The organism is Exiguobacterium sp. ZOR0005 (assembly GCF_000798975.1).
GTDB classification, from domain to species: domain Bacteria; phylum Bacillota; class Bacilli; order Exiguobacteriales; family Exiguobacteriaceae; genus Exiguobacterium; species Exiguobacterium aurantiacum.
In genome coordinates this window covers 168,332-186,331 of sequence record NZ_JTLB01000024.1, presented here as the reverse complement: position 1 = coordinate 186,331, position 18,000 = coordinate 168,332, and the positions used below count along the sequence as shown (strand labels likewise).

Here is an 18,000-nt window from a genome sequence, read left to right as displayed (position 1 = left end):
CTGCAGACGAATTCGTCTGCAGGCTTTTTTTATAAGCGAACGAAGTGGGGGACGAGTGATTTCATCTTTCGAAAGCTAGACCTTTTTTCGACAATACTTTAGAATGAACATGAGTATGTGAAACGGAAAAAGAGGTGTCAGCCAGGATGAACAAAGGACAGCGCTTGATTAAAATTCGTGAGATCGTCACAAATCGTGAAGTCGAGACGCAAGACGAACTCGTGGACGAGTTGCATCGCGCCGGGTATCCGGTGACGCAGGCGACCGTGTCGCGAGACATTAAAGAATTGCATCTCGTGAAAGTGCCGCTCAACGATGGACGCTATAAGTATAGTCTCCCCGCCGACCAACGCTTCAATCCATACGGAAAAATGAAACGGATTTTAGGGGACAGCTTCGTCTCGGTCGATTCGGCCCAAAACTTGGTCGTCATGAAAGTGTTGCCTGGCAATGCCGATGCGATCGGCGTCTTGATCGACCATTTGTCGTGGGACGAATTGATCGGCACGGTATGCGGTGACGATACGATCTTGATGATCGCCCGCGATGAGCGGCAAGCGAAGCAAATCATCGAACGACTACTCGGAATGTTATGAGGTGAATGAACGTATGCTAGCAGAACTGTCGATCAAACAATTTGCAATCATCGATGAGTTGAACATCGCGTTCAATCGAGGGATGACGGTGCTTACCGGGGAAACGGGCGCAGGAAAGTCGATCTTGCTCGACGCAATCGGTTTGCTCGTCGGTGGACGAGGCTCGAGCGAGTTCGTCCGGTACGGTCAAGACAAGGCGGAGATCGAAGGACTGTTCATCGTCGAAGCCGGACATCCGATCATTGAAGCGGCTCAACAGTACGGCATCGACATCGAGGATGGGACGGTCATCTTGCGCCGAGATTTACATAGCAGCGGGAAGAGTGTCTGTCGCGTCAACGGGAAGATGATGCCACTCTCGACTTTACGAGAGCTAGGTCGTCTCCTCGTCGACATCCACGGACAACATGAGCATCAACATTTGATGGACGCCGAATATCACCTCGGTATTTTGGACAACTTTGCCGAGGGGGAAGTGACCCCGCTGCTTGAACAGTATCGGGAAGCTTACGCCGCCTACAACGCCGTCGCGACCGAATTGAAACGGCTCAGTCAAAGCGAGCAAGAGCTGGCGCAACGGATGGACCTGTTGTCGTTCCAAACGAACGAGATTGAGGCGGCAGAACTAAAAATCGGCGAAGAGCAAGCGCTCACAGAAGAACGAGATGAACTCGCGAACTTCGAACGGATCCACCAACACGTCCGACTCTCTTACGAGGCTGTCGCGGACGAGTCGAGAGGCCTCGATCAAATCGGCATGGCGATGCGTGAGATGGAAGAAGCGTCGACGTTATCATCTTCGCTCCAACCGATGGCCGAGACGATCTCGAACGCCTATTTCATGCTCGAAGATGCGAAGTTCCAGCTTCGGGACCAGCTCGATTCACTCGAGTTTGATCCGATTCGACTGGATGAGATCGAGACGCGTCTCGCCTTGTTCCAACAGTTGAAACGGAAATACGGGGCGACGATCGACGAGGTCATCACCTACGGGGAAAAAGTGGCGGACGAGTTAAAATCGATGACGAATCGGGAAGAACATCTTCAAGAACTAACCGACCGGCTCGCCGAGCTCGAGACGAGCGTGCGCGAGAACGGACTTGCCCTGTCAGCAGCTAGGAAACGAGCCGCCACTGACTTAGAGCAGGCGATTCATCGTGAGCTACAAGAGCTGTACATGGAAAAGACACGGTTCGAGGTCCGCTTCAAAGAGAGCGGCTACAGGGCGGACGGGCTAGACCAAGTCGAGTTTTATATGATGACGAACGTCGGGGAGCCGTTCAAACCACTGGCGAAAGTCGCCTCGGGCGGAGAATTGTCACGCGTCATGCTCGCCTTGAAATCGATTTTCTCACGGACGGTCGGGGTCGCCTCGATTATCTTTGATGAAGTCGATACGGGTGTGTCAGGCCGCGTCGCCCAAGCGATGGGTGAGAAAATTTTCCGTCTGTCGGTCGGCTCCCAAGTGCTCTGCATCACCCATTTGGCACAAGTGGCCGCGATGGCCGATCAGCACTTGTACATCACGAAGTCAGAGACCGACGAGCGCACGAAGACGAACGTGAGCGCGCTCGACCGGTCTGAGCGTATCGACGAACTCGGACGGATGATTGCCGGGGCGCAAATGACGGAGTTGACGAAACAGCATGTGGAGGAACTGCTCGACATGTCCCTCCAACTAAAACGGAAGTTCATCGAAGGGGTGTCTTAATTGATTACATTATGCATCGCGGACGACAATCGAGAAATCGTCGATTTGTTGACCCGCCAACTAGAGACCGAGACTGATTTGAAGGTCGTCGGGACCGCCTTTGACGGCGAGGCGTGCTTAGACGTCGTCAAGACACACCAACCAGACGTGTTGTTGCTAGACATCATCATGCCTCATCTCGACGGGATTGGGGTGCTCGAACGGCTTCAGGACGAGATGGACAAAGGGAAGCCTGAAGTCATCATGCTCAGCGCGTTCGGGAAAGACGAGGTCACGAAGCAAGCCGTCCAACTCGGCGCTTCTTACTTCCTCGTCAAACCGTTCAACATCCAGCAATTGATCGCCAAGATCCGTGAGCTCGCTGCCGGATCGAACCGTGAGTTCGAGGCGATGTCGCCGGAAGAACTCGATATTTCGCTCTTATTGCAACAGCTCGGCATCTCGCCGCGCATCAAAGGGTTCAAGTATATCCGTCAAGCGGTCATCTATGTCCGGGAACGCCAAGAGTTGCTCGGTCTGATCACGAAAGAGCTTTACCCGATGATCGCCAAAGAACACGAGACGACGTCGTCTCGGGTCGAGCGGGCGATGCGCCACGCCATCAAGACGGCGTGGGAGAACGGCATGCGTGACCACGAGATGTTCAACGGACGACCGGAACGTGAGCGCAGCCCGAAAAACTCAGAATTCATTTCCTATTTCGTCACCTACCAATCGTTTAAACATCAGTAATGAGGGAATCAGGGGAAACCCTGATTTTCTTTTACAATGTGAAAGAAAGCGCTTGCAATCCACCGGGTTCTTGTTATAATAAAGGTGTACCAAGTTACTTGGACGAGCGTCAGATGAGCGCTTTCTAGTCTGTTCCGGAACAGGTTGGAGCAAGAAATCATCTCGGTTCGCTATCCGTCAATGGCTCAGAGGTGGGAACGACATCTCAAATCGTCACATCGTCCCGACGAGAGGTCGCGACGTTCGCTCATTCGCGAGACGGTTCTGGTCACGGTTCGAAGCTAGGGACCGCGCCAGGGAAAACGAATCGTTCAGTTGACCAAAAGGAGTGTTGTCAACCGTTGAACAGTTTATGGCAAGCGTTCGACTTCACGATGGATGGTTTGACATGACCCGATGAATTTACGTTAGTAACTCGAATGGGTACGTTTCCGTTCACGCAAGACGGCAGTTACTAGTTTCTTTCAAACTTCTTCATTAAGAAGACCATTGGTCATCATGTCACGAGTAGTATAGCAAGTAGGAGAGGAGATCATCCGTAGTGATCACAATTCAATATGAATAAAAAGGTTCCGCACTTGAAATGAAGTCAAGTTAGGGAACCTTTTTTTGTGTGCACCGAGTTATTTATTAAAAATAAGCGAGCGGGCACATTCCTACGTCATAGTGTAGGAAGAGATCAAGACTCTATTCGGGGAACTTTGCCTGTTTTTTTGTCTCGGTTGAAGATGTAGCCTGCGACGAAACCGATTCCGCCCATGGCGATCAACAATCCGAACGTCCCTTGGAGCATCGAAGCGGCAGCGACCGACTCGATCCACGAGAACGGGCCGCTCGTTTTCAAGAAGAAACTGTCACGTAACAGTTTAATGCCGTACACACCAAGCAGTCCGGGGACGATTAGGATCAGAAGCGCGATGACACGCATAAAATCTCCTCCTTTTCCACTCATTATTTTACCAGAAAACGAGAAATCCGACACGGTCTTTTTCGGATGGTTGCGAAAGCCGGCTCGTTTCAGTAGCATGAATGCAGATAAAGAAATGGGGGAATGTTAAATGAATAAACGTCTGCTCATTGTCGGCGCGGGAAGAGGCGGCACCGAGGTGCTGAAAATGCTCCTCGATTCGCCGCTCGTCACGGTCGTCGCCGTCGTCGATTCGGACGCAAGCGCCGAAGGGTTGAAACTCGCACGGGGACGAGGGATTCAAGTCGCTAGCGACTGGCGCGTATGTGCCGATAAAAAAATCGATTTCGTCGTCGAGACGACCGGCAAGTCAGAGACGTTCCATGAGTTGAAGGAGCACTTCACAGACGCGGTCGTCTTGCCGGGTGAGTTCATCCGGGTCGTCGTCGAACGCTTGAAGCAAAACCAACAGATGCTCGAAGCGATCATCGACTGCACGAGTGAGGCGATCTCGGTGGCCGATCATAACGGGAACACGATTTTGATCAACCCGTCATACACGCGACTGACCGGGTTCAAAAAAGAAGACGTCGTCGACAAGCCGGCGACAGCTGATATCGGCATGCAAGAGAGCGTGCATTTGAAAGTGCTGTCCACGGGTAAAGGGGTGCGGGACATCCGCATGCAAATCGGCGCGACGCGGCGTGACATCCTCGTCAACGCCGAGCCGATCATCGTCGAGGGGAAATTGCGTGGTTCGGTCGGGGTCATTCGCGACGTCTCACAAATTCGGGCTCTCCGGGACGAGCTGCAAGAAGCAAAGACGCGAATTCGCAACCTTGAGGCAAAGTATCAGTTCGCCGACATCATCGCGACGAGCGAAGCGATGCGTTTCGTCATCGAACAGGCCCGTCTGGCCGCGCTCACCCCGGTGACGGTGCTGATCCGCGGTGAATCGGGTACAGGGAAAGAGCTGTTCGCCCATGCGATCCACGGTGAATCACCGCGCAAGTATAAGAAGTTCGTCCGCGTCAACTGCGCCGCCATCTCACCGACGTTGTTAGAGAGTGAGCTGTTCGGTTATGAGGACGGGGCGTTCAGTGGCGCGAAGCGTGGCGGGAAAGTCGGTTACTTTGAGGAGGCGGACGGCGGCTCCTTGTTTTTAGATGAGATCGGGGAGTTGCCGCTCGACGTGCAAGTCAAGTTGCTCCGCGTCCTTCAGGAACATGAGATCGTCCGTGTCGGCGGGACGAACGCCATCCCGGTCGACGTCCGCATCATCGCGGCCACGAACGCGGACCTCGAACAAAAAGTCGCGGACGGGACGTTCCGGGAAGATTTGTACTATCGGATCAACCGGATGCCAATTTACATCCCGCCGCTCCGCGACCGGCTCGAAGAGATCGAGCCGCTTTCCGAACGCATCATCCGAAAACTGAACCAGGAGTATGGTCGTAGCGTCCGAGGTATCGAGGCAGAGGCTATCGAGTTGTTAAAGACACAGCATTGGAAAGGGAACGTGCGGGAGCTTGAGAACGTGCTCGGGCGGGCGATGATTTATATGGCGAGCACGGAACAACAAATCGCCCCGCACCACCTCCAATTGTCCCCCCGTGTCACGACGGCGCGGACGGCCGAGGCGCTATCGCTTCAAGACGCAGTCGCCCGATACGAACGGGATTTGATTGAACGAGCCATTGCCGAAGCGGACGGGAACAAGTCGGAAGCGGCACGGCGCTTACACATCTCGATCCGGACATTGTATAATAAACTCGAACGCATGCAATAAATTACCTGCATTTTTTTGCGTGGTATGAAATATCATGCATAGTGAATCGCTCAATGAAGCGCTTTCAATAATGGAAACAAACTTGCATAATAGTAAGTAAAGCATCGTTAGGGGGGGACCACATATGAATTTTGAACAGATGCTCGCGAAGGCGACACAATTGGAGGGATGTACCGTCTCCATCGCCGGGGCCGCAGATGTGGAAGTGATTCGAGCGGTGAAGCTCGCAACCCACCATGGCTTGTCGCGTTTCATCTTGATCGGGGATGCGCGAGAAATCAAGCGTCTCTGTGATGCCGAGTCGGTCGCTGAGGCTCATATCGACATTCTCCATGTGAAAGGGGAGGCCGAGATCGCAAAACGGGCGACAATGGCCGTACGCAACGGGGAGGCCGACGTGCTCATGAAAGGAATGGTCGCCACGTCGACGTTCATGAAGGCGGTGCTCAGTCGGGAGTCGGGACTCCGGACGAGCCGCACGCTCAGTCATGTCGCCTTGTTCCAAATCCCGAACCGAGACCGTCTCATCGGCGTGACCGATGCGGCCATCCATATCGCACCGTCACTCGAAGAGAAGGTCGAAATCATTCATAACGCGGTCGGGGCGATGCGAGACATCGGTTACGAGTTGCCGAAAGTGGCCGCGATCGGCGCCGTCGAGGTCGTCAATCCACAAATGACGGCGACGACCGACGCCGCGCTCCTCACACAAATGAATCGGCGCGGTCAAATTAAAGGGTGTGTCGTCGACGGGCCGCTCGCGCTCGACAACGCCGTCGACATGGCCGCCGCCAAGCAGAAAGGGATCGATAGTGACGTTGCCGGACAGGCTGATTTATTGCTCGTCCCATACATAGAGGTCGGCAACGTCCTTTATAAGTCGATCATGTACTTCGCCGAGGCAAGTGTCGCGGCGATCGTCGTCGGGGCAAGTGCGCCGGTCGTCTTGACGAGCCGGGCCGACACGGCCGAGGCGAAACTGTATTCACTCGCTTTCGCACTGTTGCATGCCAAAAACTAAACATTTCCTAGGAGGAATTATCAATGATGGAGACTAACATGGAACCACGCTTCCGCATTTTTGACGTATTGCAGGCAGAAGACTATGAGCAGATCGTGTTTTGCCAAGATCAAGCGTCGGGCTTGAAGGCGATCATCGCGATTCACGATACGACGTTAGGACCGGCACTCGGTGGACTGCGGATGTGGAATTATGAGTCGGAAGAGGCGGCGCTCACTGACGTGTTGCGTCTCGCCAAAGGAATGACGTATAAAAATGCCGCTGCCGGACTCAATCTCGGCGGGGGGAAAGCGGTCATCATCGGCAACGCCAAGACGGACAAGTCTGAGGCGCTCTTCCGTGCGTTCGGCCGTTACGTCCAATCACTCAGCGGGCGTTACATCACGGCAGAAGACGTCAACACGTCGGTTGCCGACATGGATTTCATCCATATGGAGACGGATTACGTCACAGGCGTCAGCCCGGCCTTCGGTTCGAGCGGCAACCCGTCCCCCGTGACAGCGTACGGGGTGTACCGCGGCATGAAGGCGGCAGCGAAATGGAAGTTCGGCTCAGACTCTCTCGCTGGTAAAACCGTCGCCGTCCAAGGGGTCGGGAACGTCGCGTACAACTTGTGCCGCCACTTGCACGAAGAAGGAGCGCACTTGGTCGTGACGGACATCAATGAAGAAGCGCTCAAGCGGGCCGAGACGGACTTCGGCGCGACGGTCGTCAAGCCGGACGAGATTTACGCCGTCGACTGCGATATCTTTGCGCCGTGTGCGCTCGGCGCAGTCATCAACGACACGACGATCCCGCAACTGAAAGCACAGATCGTCGCCGGGGCAGCGAACAACCAGCTCGCCGAGGACCGCCACGGTGACGTGCTCGAAGACCGGGGCATCTTGTACGCGCCAGACTTCGTCATCAATGCCGGCGGCGTCATCAATGTCGCCGACGAGCTCGAAGGCTACAACCGCGAACGGGCGATGAAGAAAGTCGAACTCATTTATGACAACATGTTGCGCGTCTTCGAGATCGCCGAGCGGGACGGGGTACCGACACACGTCGCCGCCGAGAAGATGGCCGAAGAGCGGATCGCGATGATGTCCCGGTCGCGTAGCCAGTTCTTGAAAGTCGAAAAAAGCTTGCTAGGTGGACGTTAAGATGTCTCGACAACTCATCCTCGCCATCAATCCAGGCTCGACGTCGACAAAAGTCGGGCTGTTCGACGGGTCTGACGAAATTTTGACGAAGACGGTGCGTCACGGGCAAGACGTCACAGGATTGTCACTTCCCGAACAATTGCCTTATCGGGAGCAAGAAGTGCGCGACTTGTTGACGGAATCGAATATCGCGGGCGGATCGCTGTCAGCCATCGTCGGTCGGGGCGGCCTGCTCGCCCCGATGCCTTCGGGCACGTACGCCGTCAACGCCCAGATGCGTGAAGATTTAGCGAGTGGTCGCTTCGGTGTCCATGCCTCGAATTTAGGCGGATTGATCGCGTATCGGCTCGGTAAATTATTTCAAGTACCGAATTATATCGTTGACCCGGTCGTCGTCGACGAGCTCCAACCGGTCGCTCGACCGACAGGGATGCCGGAAATCAATCGCCGCAGCATTTTCCACGCCTTGAACCAGAAAGCAGTAGGGAAGCGCTTCGCGACTGAAATTGGAAGCGATTACACAGATTTGAACTTGATCATCGCCCATCTCGGTGGGGGCATCACCGTCGGCGCCCACGAGAAAGGACAAGTCATCGATGTGAACAATGGACTAGACGGAGACGGGCCGCTCGCACCGGAACGGGCAGGCTCGATTCCAGTTGGACAGGTAGTAGAACTATGTTATAGTACCAGGTATAAAGAATCGGAGATGAAACAGAAAATTGTCGGTCGCGGCGGGCTCTACGCCCATCTCGGCACGTATGACGCCCTCGAAATCGAAGAGCGGATGACCGGCGGTGATGAACAGGCATCTCGTCTTTATGAAACGATGGCCTATCGGGTTGCTCAAGAAATCGCCAAGCACGGTGCGACGCTATCGGGGCAAGTCGATGCCATTCTGTTAACGGGCGGCATCGCTTATTCGGAGTGGTTGACTGACTATATTAAACAACGGGTCAGTTACTTGGCACCGGTTCACGTCTATCCTGGCGAAGACGAATTGAAGGCACTCGCTGAAGGGGCGCTCCGCGTCATCGGCCAACAAGAAACAGTTCGACATTACGAGGGGGATACACATGGCACGAGAATTTGATATCGTCGTCATCGGCGGCGGTCCTGGCGGATACGTGGCCGCGATCAAGGCGGCCCAAGCCGGAAAACAAGTGGCGATCGTGGAAGCATCCAAGCTCGGAGGGACATGCCTACATAAAGGGTGCATCCCGACGAAAGCATTGTTGAAGGCGGCGCACGTCTATCAGACGGCCAAACACGGTGAGACGTATGGCGTCGAAACGGGGCCGGTCTCGTTCAATCTCGGACGGGCCCAAACGTTCAAACGCGAATTGGTGGCAGGCCTTGAGAAAGGAATCGAACACTTGATGAAGCAAGGAAAAATCGAAGTGTTCCGTGGGAAGGCATCGATTCTCGGGCCGAGCATTTTCTCGCCGCAACCGGGGACGGTCGCTGTCGAGGACGAAGCAGGCGAGTCTGAACTGCTCTTGCCGAACCAGTTGATCATTGCGACCGGATCGATTCCACGTGAACTGCCCGGCTTGCCGTTCGACCATGAGCGCATCTTGAACTCTGATGACTTGCTCCAGTTTGAACAGTTGCCGAACGCCATCGCCATCGTCGGTGGCGGCGTCATCGGTGTCGAATGGGCCTCGATGCTCATCGACCTTGACGTCGACGTGACGTTGATCGAGGTCGGGGAACGGCTTCTCCCGCTCGAGGATAAAGCCGTCTCACGAGAAGTCGAGCGCTTGCTTAAAAAGCGCGGCGTCCGCGTGAAGAAAAACGTGACGGTCGACCCGGAACAGACGAGCGTGTCCCCGGACGCGGTCGAACTGAAAGTCGGGGAAGAGACGATCACGGTCGATTGTGTGCTCGTCTCGGTCGGACGTGTCGCCAACACAGAGCACCTCGGTTTGCAGAACACGTCGATCGTCGTCGAGAACGGCGTCATTCAAGTTGACGAACAGTATCGGACGAAAGAACGACATATCTTTGCAATCGGCGACTGCATCGGCAAGCTCCAACTCGCCCACGTCGCCTCGGCCGAAGGGGTCAAGGCGGTCGAGACGATTCTCGGTCACGAACCGACCCCGCTCGATTATGACCTGATTCCGCGTTGCGTCTACGGCGTGCCGGAAGTGGCATCGGTCGGGTTGACGGAAGAGGCGGCGAAAGCATCCGGCCGTGACGTCAAGACAGGCACGTATCGCTTCAACGGACTCGGGAAAGCACGAATTGAAGGACAGGCGGACGGATTCGTCAAACTCGTCTCTGACAAAGAGACCGACGACCTGCTCGGTGTTCATATCGTCGGTCCGAAAGCGACGGAATTGATCACAGAAGGCGGGCTCGCCCTCGTCTTGAACGCGACGGCATGGGAAATGGGACAACTCGTCCATCCACACCCGGCCTTGAGCGAGGCATTCCAAGAAGCGGCGCTCGCCGTAGACGGCTTACCGATTCACGCCTAAGGAGGAAACGGAAATGGAACAAATGACAGTGAATTCATATGAAGAGCTTGGTCTCTCGAAACAAGACTTGATCGCGATGTTCGAAACGATGGTACGAGCCCGTAAAATCGATGAGCGGATGTGGAAGCTGAACCGGGCCGGTAAAATCCCGTTCGTCGTCTCGTGTCAAGGACAAGAGGCGGCCCAAGTCGGCGCGGCGTTCGCGCTTGAAAAAGGGACGGACTATATCCTCCCATACTATCGCGACGTCGCCGTCGTCCTGCATTTCGGCCAGACGGCCCGTGACTTGATGTTGTCTGCGTTCGCGAAAGCGGAAGACCCGAACTCGGGCGGACGTCAAATGCCGGGACATTTCGGTTCGAAACAACATCGGATCGTGACGGGCTCGTCACCGGTCACGACGCAAGTGCCGCACGCGGTCGGTGTCGCGTTGGCTGCGAAATTGAAAAAAGAAGAACTCGTGACGTTCGTCTCATTCGGGGAAGGCTCCTCGAACCAAGGTGACTTCCACGAAGGCGCCAACTTTGCCGGTGTCCACAAGCTCCCGGTCATCTTGTTCTGTGAGAACAACAAATATGCCATCTCTGTCCCTTTGTCGAAACAGCTCGCCTGTGAGCACGTCTCGGACCGGGCGAAAGGTTATGGGATGCCGGGCGTGACGGTCGAAGGGACCGACCCGATCGCCGTATATGCGGCCGTGAAAGAAGCGCGGGCCCGTGCTTTGCGTGGAGAAGGGCCGACGTTGATCGAAGCAGAAGTCGAGCGGCTCGTCCCACATTCGTCCGACGATGACGACAAGGCGTATCGTTCGGTCGAAGAATTGGCCGATTTGAAGCATCGGGACGGGAACCAGCTGTTCCGCGCCCGTTTGATTGAAGATGGCATCGCGACAGAAGAAGAGCTCGCGTCCATCGAATCGAGCGTCGATACGGAAGTGAACGAGGCGACGGCGTACGCGGACAAGGCACCGTATGCGTCACCGGAATCGACGATGGATCACGTGTACGAGGGGGATAACTGATGAAAACGTTTATTGAAGCGATCAACGAAGCGATTCATGAAGAGATGGAGCGGGACGAGAACGTCTTCGTCCTCGGCGAAGACGTCGGGGTCCGTGGCGGCGTGTTCCGGGCGACACAAGGATTGATCGAAAAGTACGGTGAAGACCGCGTCATCGACGCTCCGCTTGCGGAGAGTGCGATCGCGGGTGTCGGCATCGGGGCGGCCATGTATGGGATGCGTCCGATCGCCGAGATGCAATTCGCGGACTTCATCATGCCGGCCGTCAACCAGATCGTCTCGGAAGCGGCGAAAATTCGTTACCGCTCGAACAACGACTGGACGTGCCCGATGGTCATCCGAGCCCCGTTCGGCGGTGGCATCCACGGTGCCCTCTATCACTCGCAGTCCGTCGAAGGAATGTTCAACTCGACACCGGGACTGAAAGTCGTCATCCCATCTGACCCGGTCGACGCGAAAGGGTTGCTCAAGGCGGCGATTCGGTCGAACGACCCGGTCCTCTTCTTCGAGCACAAGCGGGCGTACCGACTTTTAAAAGCAGACTTGCCTACAGACGACTATACGGTCGAAATCGGTAAAGCAGCCGTCAAACGTGAAGGCGACGACATCACGATCATCACGTATGGCCTTTGTGTCCACATGGCACAAGAAGCGGCGAAGGCGCTCGAGTCTGAAGGGATCAGCACACATATCCTCGACTTACGGACCGTCTATCCGCTCGACCAGGACGGGATTATCGAAGCGGTCAAGAAGACGGGGAAAGTGCTCCTCGTCACCGAGGACAACAAAGAAGGAAGCATCATCGGGGAAGTCGCGGCCATTATCGCCGAAAAGGCGTTGTTCGAACTCGACGCGCCGATCGAGCGGCTGGCAGGTCCGGACGTGCCGTCGATGCCTTATGCGCCGCCGATGGAGAAGTTCTTCATCGTCTCGCCTGAAAAAATCGCGGAGCGGGCACGTCAGCTCGCTGCGTTCTGAGGAGGGCCTTCATGGAACAGACGATTAAAATGCCTCAGCTCGGTGAAAGTGTGACCGAAGGGACGATCACGACGTTTCTCGTCAAGCCGGGTGACCGGGTCGAGGAATATGAACCGCTCGCGGAAGTCATGACGGACAAAGTGACAGCCGAGATTCCGGCGACAAGTGCCGGTGTCGTCAAAGAAATCCTCATCGGGGAAGGTGATACGGTCGCAGTCGGAACACCTGTCTTGGTCATGGAAGTCGCGGGGACCGAGAAAGAAACACCTCAAGTCGAGTCCGAAGAGACGGTGCAAGAACCGGTCGCGGAAGCCGTGTCGGCTGCGGCAGCATCAACGCCGCGCAAACAGAGCGGTAACGGGCGTTTCTCGCCGGCGGTCATCCGTCTGGCGAACGAGAACGATATCGATTTGAATGACCTCGACGGCTCGGGCCTTGGGGGCCGTATCACTCGGAAGGACGTCCTCCGCTACTTGTCGGAAGGTCGCCCGGTCAAACCGGAAGCGGCGACGCAAGCACCGGTCCAAGAGACGATGACGCAAGTGAAACTCGATGTGCCAACGGAAGCGGAGAAGCCGGCCGTCGCGCCAGTGACCGCTCCGACACCGAGTGAACCATCATCAGACCGGGTCGAGCTGATTCCGACGGCTGGAGTCCGTCAAGCGATCGCGAACAACATGGTCCGCTCGAAACATGAAGCGCCGCATGCGTGGCTCATGATCGAGGTCGATGTGACGAATCTCGTGGAGACGCGTGCCAAGCTCAAAGATGAGTTCTTTAATCAGGAAGGCGTCAAGTTGACGTTCATGCCGTTCTTCATGAAGGCGGCCGTCGAAGCTTTGAAAAAGCATCCGATGATGAACTCGGAGTGGGCCGGCGACCACATCAAAGTGCATAAAGATATTCACTTGTCGGTCGCCGTGGCGGCGAACGACGCGCTTTACGTGCCGGTCATCCAACACGCCGACGAGAAGAACATAAAAGGGCTTGCTGTCGCGCTTCAAGACGTCGCATCGCGGGCCCGTACCAACCGTCTGACGGCGAGCGAGATGCGAGGCGGTACGTTCACAATCAACAACACAGGCGCGTTCGGTTCGATTCAATCGGCGCCGATCTTGAACTATCCACAAGCTGCGATTTTATCGGTTGAATCGATCGTCAAACGCCCGGTATGGGTGAACGGGATGTTCGCGGCGCGCGATATCGTCAACTTGTGTATGTCGGTCGACCACCGCGTCCTCGACGGTCTCGTCGCCGGTCAGTTCTTGCAGTCGATCAAGCAATCGCTCGAAGCGATCGACCCGAACACGTACACACTGTACTGATACGAAACGAAAAAGACAGCCACACGTCGTGGCTGTCAGCTTGTTGACTAACATCAACTGAATCGCTCGTCCTTCCGGCGCCCACGCTTTCCGCAGGCAATCCCGGAGCCGCATCGCGACTCGTGTCGCTGCTGGGTCTCCGTTGGATCGCTCTCCTGCTGGAGTCGGGGCGCCGTTGACGAGCTATACGACTGGTCGCCCCTCTGGCGGCCATTTGTCTTTTTTGAGGTTTTGACGGGCAAAGAAAAGCCCGGGCACTTCCTTTGCGTCGCGTAAAACGGGGAAGGAAGGAACGCTCGTGCTTCATACATAAAAAGACGAACCGGGTCGTGAGAAGGAACGTGGTTCGTCGACAGCCGCACGTCGTGGCTGTCTTTTCAAATGGAGCGTTCAATCAACGACTCGACGTCGCGGCGGACGAGGTCGACTTTGAGCTCGTCATACGCATAGCTGAGCCGGTGCGTCGATTCATCTGTACCCATCAAATCGGCGAACAGGCTGCCGAGGTTGTGGACGCTCTTGTCGACTTGAATCAACAAGTCGAGTGTTGCCTCATCCTGGAGCAAGACGACCTCGATCTCGTCGAGTTTGCGACCGAACCGTGTGCCGTTCGGTGAATATTCAAGCTCTTGGGCGATCGGCAGACGGCCTGAACGGTGACGTGCCGGCAACATCTCGGTGTCGGCCTTTTTCAAGCGGAAGCCGATGGCGTCTAGCGCATCGAGAACGACTTGTTGTGTCGCGTTTGGTTTGACGACGATCGCATCCTCATCTTTCGGGTCGACGGCCTGGGCGATGTCGAGTCCGGTCTCGATCCATGACTTCGACTGGCTGACCGAAAGTGGGGTGTTGAACGGGACGGCGATCGTGAACGGGATTTCCTTCACTTCATCGGGACCGATCAAGAACGGGGCCTCGTTCAATGAAATCTTCTCGATTGTGAACGTCGAGTACGTCGCCTTATCGTTCACTTCATGTTTATATAGTGTGTTGAAGAAGATGTAGATCCGGTCGACCGATTGCTCGACGCTGCCGCCTTTGACGTGGACGACACCTTCTAAAGTGCCGCCTGGTTCACAGTGGCTGTCGGCGAGTCGTGTATCGACCGTCGCGGCGCCGACCCCGATCGATGAGAGTAGTTTTTTGAACATGGTTCTTCCTCCTTTGACGTTTGCACGGCTTCGTGTAATAGTATGTACGGATGAACGATTTAAAAAGTTTCGAAACTACTGAAAAGGAATGAACGAAGTGGACTATACACAATTACTGGCCCGACTGAAGGAAGTCGTCGACCATGAACAACTCGTCACGGCGACGATCAGCCAGCCGCGTCAAAAATCAAGCGATCTCCGGCGCGTCAAGCTGAAACCGGTCTTATTGAGAGAAGCGTACCATATACAGTTTGAGTACCAATATGAGCGGGTGATGAAACATAAAAATTTACCGGCGGACGAAGCGGCCGCTGAGATCGAATCGTTGCTCGAGACGTTCCGTCAAGGACAGTTCCAGTTGAAGTCGTCCGATCTTCAGTTTCAGCTGTCGAAGAAGTTCAAAGTGGTGTATAAAGAACGACAGACGGCGGCCAAACAAGTGAAGCTGACGCACAACCGCGAGAAACAGTACGTCTTGCCGCTCGACGAACCTGTTCCGTTCTTGATTCGTCTCGGTGTCCAGTCCGAGGATGGGAAAGTGAAGCGTCAAAAATATGACAAGTTCAAACAGATCAATCGCTTCCTCGAGTTCATCGAGGACTCGATCAAGCATCTACCGACAGACCGGACGATTCGCATCCTCGACTTTGGCTCGGGGAAATCGTACCTCACGTTCGCCCTCTATCATTTCTTGCATGAGATGAAAGGCTACGACGTCCACATCACCGGGCTCGACTTGAAGAAGGAAGTCATCGAAGAGTGTGCCGGCATCGCCCGTGATTTAGGATACGAGCGGCTCGAGTTTCTCGTCGGCGACATTAACGAGTATGAAGGCGAGTCAGCGGTCGATATGGTCGTCACGCTCCACGCCTGTGACGTTGCGACCGACATGGCGCTCGCCCGGGCCGTCCGGTGGGGGGCGAAAGTCATCTTGAGTGTGCCATGCTGCCAAAAAGAGTTGAACCGTCAGCTTGACGCCGCGCCGCTTGATGTCATGTTGCAGCACGGTCTCATTAAAGAACGGTTCGCCTCACTCGCGACCGATTCGATTCGGGCCGAACTGCTCGGCTTCGTCGGCTATGAAGCGCAATTGCTCGAGTTCATCGATATGGAACACACGCCGAAAAATATATTGATTCGGGCATATTTAACGAATCGGGAAGCGACTGCAGAAGAACGTGCCCGTTACATGGCGTTCAAATCGCTGCTCGGCGCCGACCCGTTCCTCGAGCGTGAATTGAGCGATAGACTTGTTTTCACCGCACGAGAAGACGTAAAATAAAAAAGTACAGACGCAAGTCGAAAGGGGAAACGATATGGATTTTCAATTATACTTCCAAGATGTAGTCGAACAAGCACGGAATGAGGTTCGTGCCGCTGGATATACAGAATTGACGACGCCTGAAGAAGTCGACGCCGCCCTCAAACAAGAAGGCAAGACGCTCGTCCTCGTCAACTCGGTATGTGGTTGTGCCGGTGGGATCGCCCGTCCGGCAGCAGCTTATGTCAACAAGATGGAAGGGACGAAACCGGATCACTTCGTCACCGTCTTCGCTGGACAAGACCGCGAAGCGACGGACCGGGCCCGTGAATACTTTGAAGGATACGCACCGTCATCGCCTTCGATCGCCTTGCTCGAAGACGGCAATATCGTCACGATGGTCGAACGGAGCACGATCGAGTCATCGACGGCCGAAGAGCTCGTCGATCAGTTACAGACGTTGTTCGACATTTATTACGCATAAGAAAGAAGCGCAGAGGCTTTTGCCTTTGCGCTTTTCGCTAAGAAAGGATCGATTCGATGGAACCAGTCATCAAAATCATGAGCGAGGCGGAATATACGATCGCCTTGTCACGCGGCGAGATCAATGAGCCGTCGCTTCAGACAGAAGGATACGTCCGCTGTTGCACCCCGCAACAAATCGGCAAGTTCGTGCGCCGTCACTATCGTGATGAACGGGTCGTCCTCGTATCGTTCCACGTCGCTCGGCTAGGAAGTCTACTCCATTACGAGTTCGATGAGGACGGTGAACGTTACCCACACGTCTATAGCGCCATTCCCATCACGTCGGTCAAACGGGTCCAACCGTATGGCTCACGCGATAACGGTACGGTCACTTATTTCGCTTACGAGCGAATGTGACCGTATTTTTTTTAGATTTTATGCATGAATATACTTTACAAGTAATAATTATGTGTATATAGTGGTTGAAGAACAAGTCAGACATGTGATGAGTCGAAAATCGATTGAGTCATTTTCACATATATGTCATAATTTTGTTAATGTTCTGATTATTTCATCTCAATGGAGAAAGGAACGATGATCATGAAAAAAGGTTTTCTAGCATTATGTATCGCGGGGCTTGCCGCTTTCTCGGCCGCATGTGGCGCTGACGTCAACGAAGGAGGGTCATCTTCTTCGGCAAACGACGACAAAGTCATCGTCATGGGCACGAGCGCGGATTACTTCCCGTACGAGTTCGTCGACACGGCGAACGGGGATGAAATCGTCGGATTTGACATCGACATCGCCAAACAAGTCGCAGAAAACATGGGGTATGAATTAAAGATTGAAGATATGGACTTCGGAAGCCTCCTCGGGGCACTGAACGCCGGACGCGTCGACTTCGTCATGGCCGGGATGACACCGACGGAAGAGCGGAAAGAAAACGCCGACTTCTCGGACATCTACTTCACGGCGAAGAACTTGATCTTGTCAAAAGGAAACGCCATCCAGTCACTTGAAGACTTGAACGGCAAGCAAGTCGGGGTCCAGCTCGGTTCGATTCAAGAAGGGATCGCCAAAGACCAGATCGAAGGCGCGGAAGTCGTCGCCTTGAACAAAATTCCAGAGATCATTCAAGAAATCAAGACGGGTCGCATCGATGCGATGGTCATCGAAGACACGGTCGCGAAAAAATATCTCGACCAAGACAGCGAACTTTCGACATTTGAGATCGTTGATGAGGAAGAAGCCGGCTCTGCTGCCGCATTCCGCAAAGACGATGAGCTTCGCAATCAATTCAACGAAGAGTTGAACAAGTTGATTGCGAGCGGTGAAATCGAGAAATTGGCTCAAAAATGGTTCGAAGAAGAAGCCGCACCAGCGGAATAATTCATGCACGAGGCTGACTGGATG

At 54.8% G+C, this 18,000-nt stretch carries 17 protein-coding genes; 15 read left to right on the top strand and 2 right to left on the bottom strand.

Annotated features, from left to right (window positions below; all coding sequences use genetic code 11):
• Positions 1-146: 146 nt before the first annotated feature.
• From ahrC to spo0A, 3 genes are read left to right on the top strand one after another with little or no spacing between them, the layout of a single operon-like run.
• Positions 147-596 (top strand): transcriptional regulator AhrC/ArgR, encoded by a 450-nt coding sequence (gene ahrC, locus L971_RS11490; RefSeq protein WP_024371524.1) that lies wholly within the window; start codon positions 147-149, stop codon positions 594-596.
• Positions 597-609: 13 nt separating this feature from the next.
• On the top strand, positions 610-2,307 hold the full coding sequence (gene recN / locus L971_RS11485; RefSeq protein WP_029334800.1) for a DNA repair protein RecN: 1,698 nt from the start codon (positions 610-612) through the stop codon (positions 2,305-2,307).
• On the top strand, positions 2,308-3,039 hold the full coding sequence (spo0A, locus tag L971_RS11480) for a sporulation transcription factor Spo0A (protein WP_024371526.1): 732 nt from the start codon (positions 2,308-2,310) through the stop codon (positions 3,037-3,039).
• A 679-nt stretch (positions 3,040-3,718) separates the two neighbouring features.
• On the opposite strand, the gene L971_RS11475 is transcribed toward spo0A, so the two are convergent.
• Complete coding sequence (locus L971_RS11475; RefSeq protein WP_024371527.1) at positions 3,719-3,967, bottom strand: DUF2627 family protein; 249 nt, start codon at positions 3,965-3,967, stop codon at positions 3,719-3,721.
• A gap of 130 nt (positions 3,968-4,097) precedes the next feature.
• On the opposite strand from L971_RS11475, the gene L971_RS11470 reads away from it, so the two are divergent.
• The 8 genes from L971_RS11470 (at position 4,098) to L971_RS11435 (ending at position 13,710) form a co-directional block, all read left to right on the top strand.
• Positions 4,098-5,735 carry a sigma-54-dependent Fis family transcriptional regulator gene (locus L971_RS11470; RefSeq protein WP_024371528.1) on the top strand — a complete coding sequence of 546 codons (1,638 nt, stop codon included), beginning with the start codon at positions 4,098-4,100 and terminating at the stop codon, positions 5,733-5,735.
• 124 nt (positions 5,736-5,859) lie between these two features.
• Positions 5,860-6,756: a phosphate butyryltransferase gene (gene yqiS, locus L971_RS11465; RefSeq protein WP_047375892.1), complete on the top strand. Its 897-nt coding sequence runs from the start codon at positions 5,860-5,862 to the stop codon at positions 6,754-6,756.
• Positions 6,757-6,779: 23 nt separating this feature from the next.
• Positions 6,780-7,901, top strand: a complete 1,122-nt coding sequence (locus tag L971_RS11460; RefSeq protein WP_029334802.1) for a Glu/Leu/Phe/Val dehydrogenase — start codon at positions 6,780-6,782, stop codon at positions 7,899-7,901.
• A 1-nt stretch (position 7,902) separates the two neighbouring features.
• A complete protein-coding gene (gene buk, locus L971_RS11455) occupies positions 7,903-8,994 on the top strand; it encodes a butyrate kinase (RefSeq protein ID WP_047375891.1) in 1,092 nt (363 codons plus the stop codon).
• Positions 8,978-10,387, top strand: coding sequence for a dihydrolipoyl dehydrogenase (gene lpdA, locus L971_RS11450; RefSeq protein ID WP_029334804.1), 1,410 nt, complete (start codon positions 8,978-8,980; stop codon positions 10,385-10,387). Before buk ends, lpdA begins: the two co-directional genes overlap by 17 nt.
• 22 nt (positions 10,388-10,409) lie before the next feature.
• Positions 10,410-11,408, top strand: coding sequence for a thiamine pyrophosphate-dependent dehydrogenase E1 component subunit alpha (locus tag L971_RS11445; RefSeq protein WP_047375916.1), 999 nt, complete (start codon positions 10,410-10,412; stop codon positions 11,406-11,408).
• On the top strand, positions 11,408-12,385 hold the full coding sequence (locus L971_RS11440; RefSeq protein WP_024371534.1) for an alpha-ketoacid dehydrogenase subunit beta: 978 nt from the start codon (positions 11,408-11,410) through the stop codon (positions 12,383-12,385). Before L971_RS11445 ends, L971_RS11440 begins: the two co-directional genes overlap by 1 nt.
• 11 nt (positions 12,386-12,396) lie before the next feature.
• Positions 12,397-13,710: a dihydrolipoamide acetyltransferase family protein gene (locus L971_RS11435; RefSeq protein ID WP_047375889.1), complete on the top strand. Its 1,314-nt coding sequence runs from the start codon at positions 12,397-12,399 to the stop codon at positions 13,708-13,710.
• Between the two features lie 377 nt (positions 13,711-14,087).
• On the opposite strand, the gene L971_RS11430 is transcribed toward L971_RS11435, so the two are convergent.
• Positions 14,088-14,861: a sporulation protein gene (locus L971_RS11430; protein ID WP_047375887.1), complete on the bottom strand. Its 774-nt coding sequence runs from the start codon at positions 14,859-14,861 to the stop codon at positions 14,088-14,090.
• Between the two features lie 97 nt (positions 14,862-14,958).
• Between L971_RS11430 and L971_RS11425 the strand changes: the two genes are divergently transcribed.
• From L971_RS11425 to L971_RS11410, 4 genes are all read left to right on the top strand, one after another.
• Positions 14,959-16,143 carry an SAM-dependent methyltransferase gene (locus L971_RS11425; RefSeq protein WP_029334809.1) on the top strand — a complete coding sequence of 395 codons (1,185 nt, stop codon included), beginning with the start codon at positions 14,959-14,961 and terminating at the stop codon, positions 16,141-16,143.
• Positions 16,144-16,177: 34 nt separating this feature from the next.
• Positions 16,178-16,606, top strand: coding sequence for a BrxA/BrxB family bacilliredoxin (locus tag L971_RS11420; RefSeq protein WP_024371538.1), 429 nt, complete (start codon positions 16,178-16,180; stop codon positions 16,604-16,606).
• Positions 16,607-16,662: 56 nt separating this feature from the next.
• Entirely contained in the window at positions 16,663-17,004 is a 342-nt protein-coding gene (locus L971_RS11415; protein ID WP_024371539.1) for a DUF952 domain-containing protein, read from the top strand.
• Positions 17,005-17,187: 183 nt separating this feature from the next.
• Complete coding sequence (locus L971_RS11410; RefSeq protein ID WP_024371540.1) at positions 17,188-17,976, top strand: transporter substrate-binding domain-containing protein; 789 nt, start codon at positions 17,188-17,190, stop codon at positions 17,974-17,976.
• The last annotated feature ends 24 nt before the right edge of the window (positions 17,977-18,000 follow it).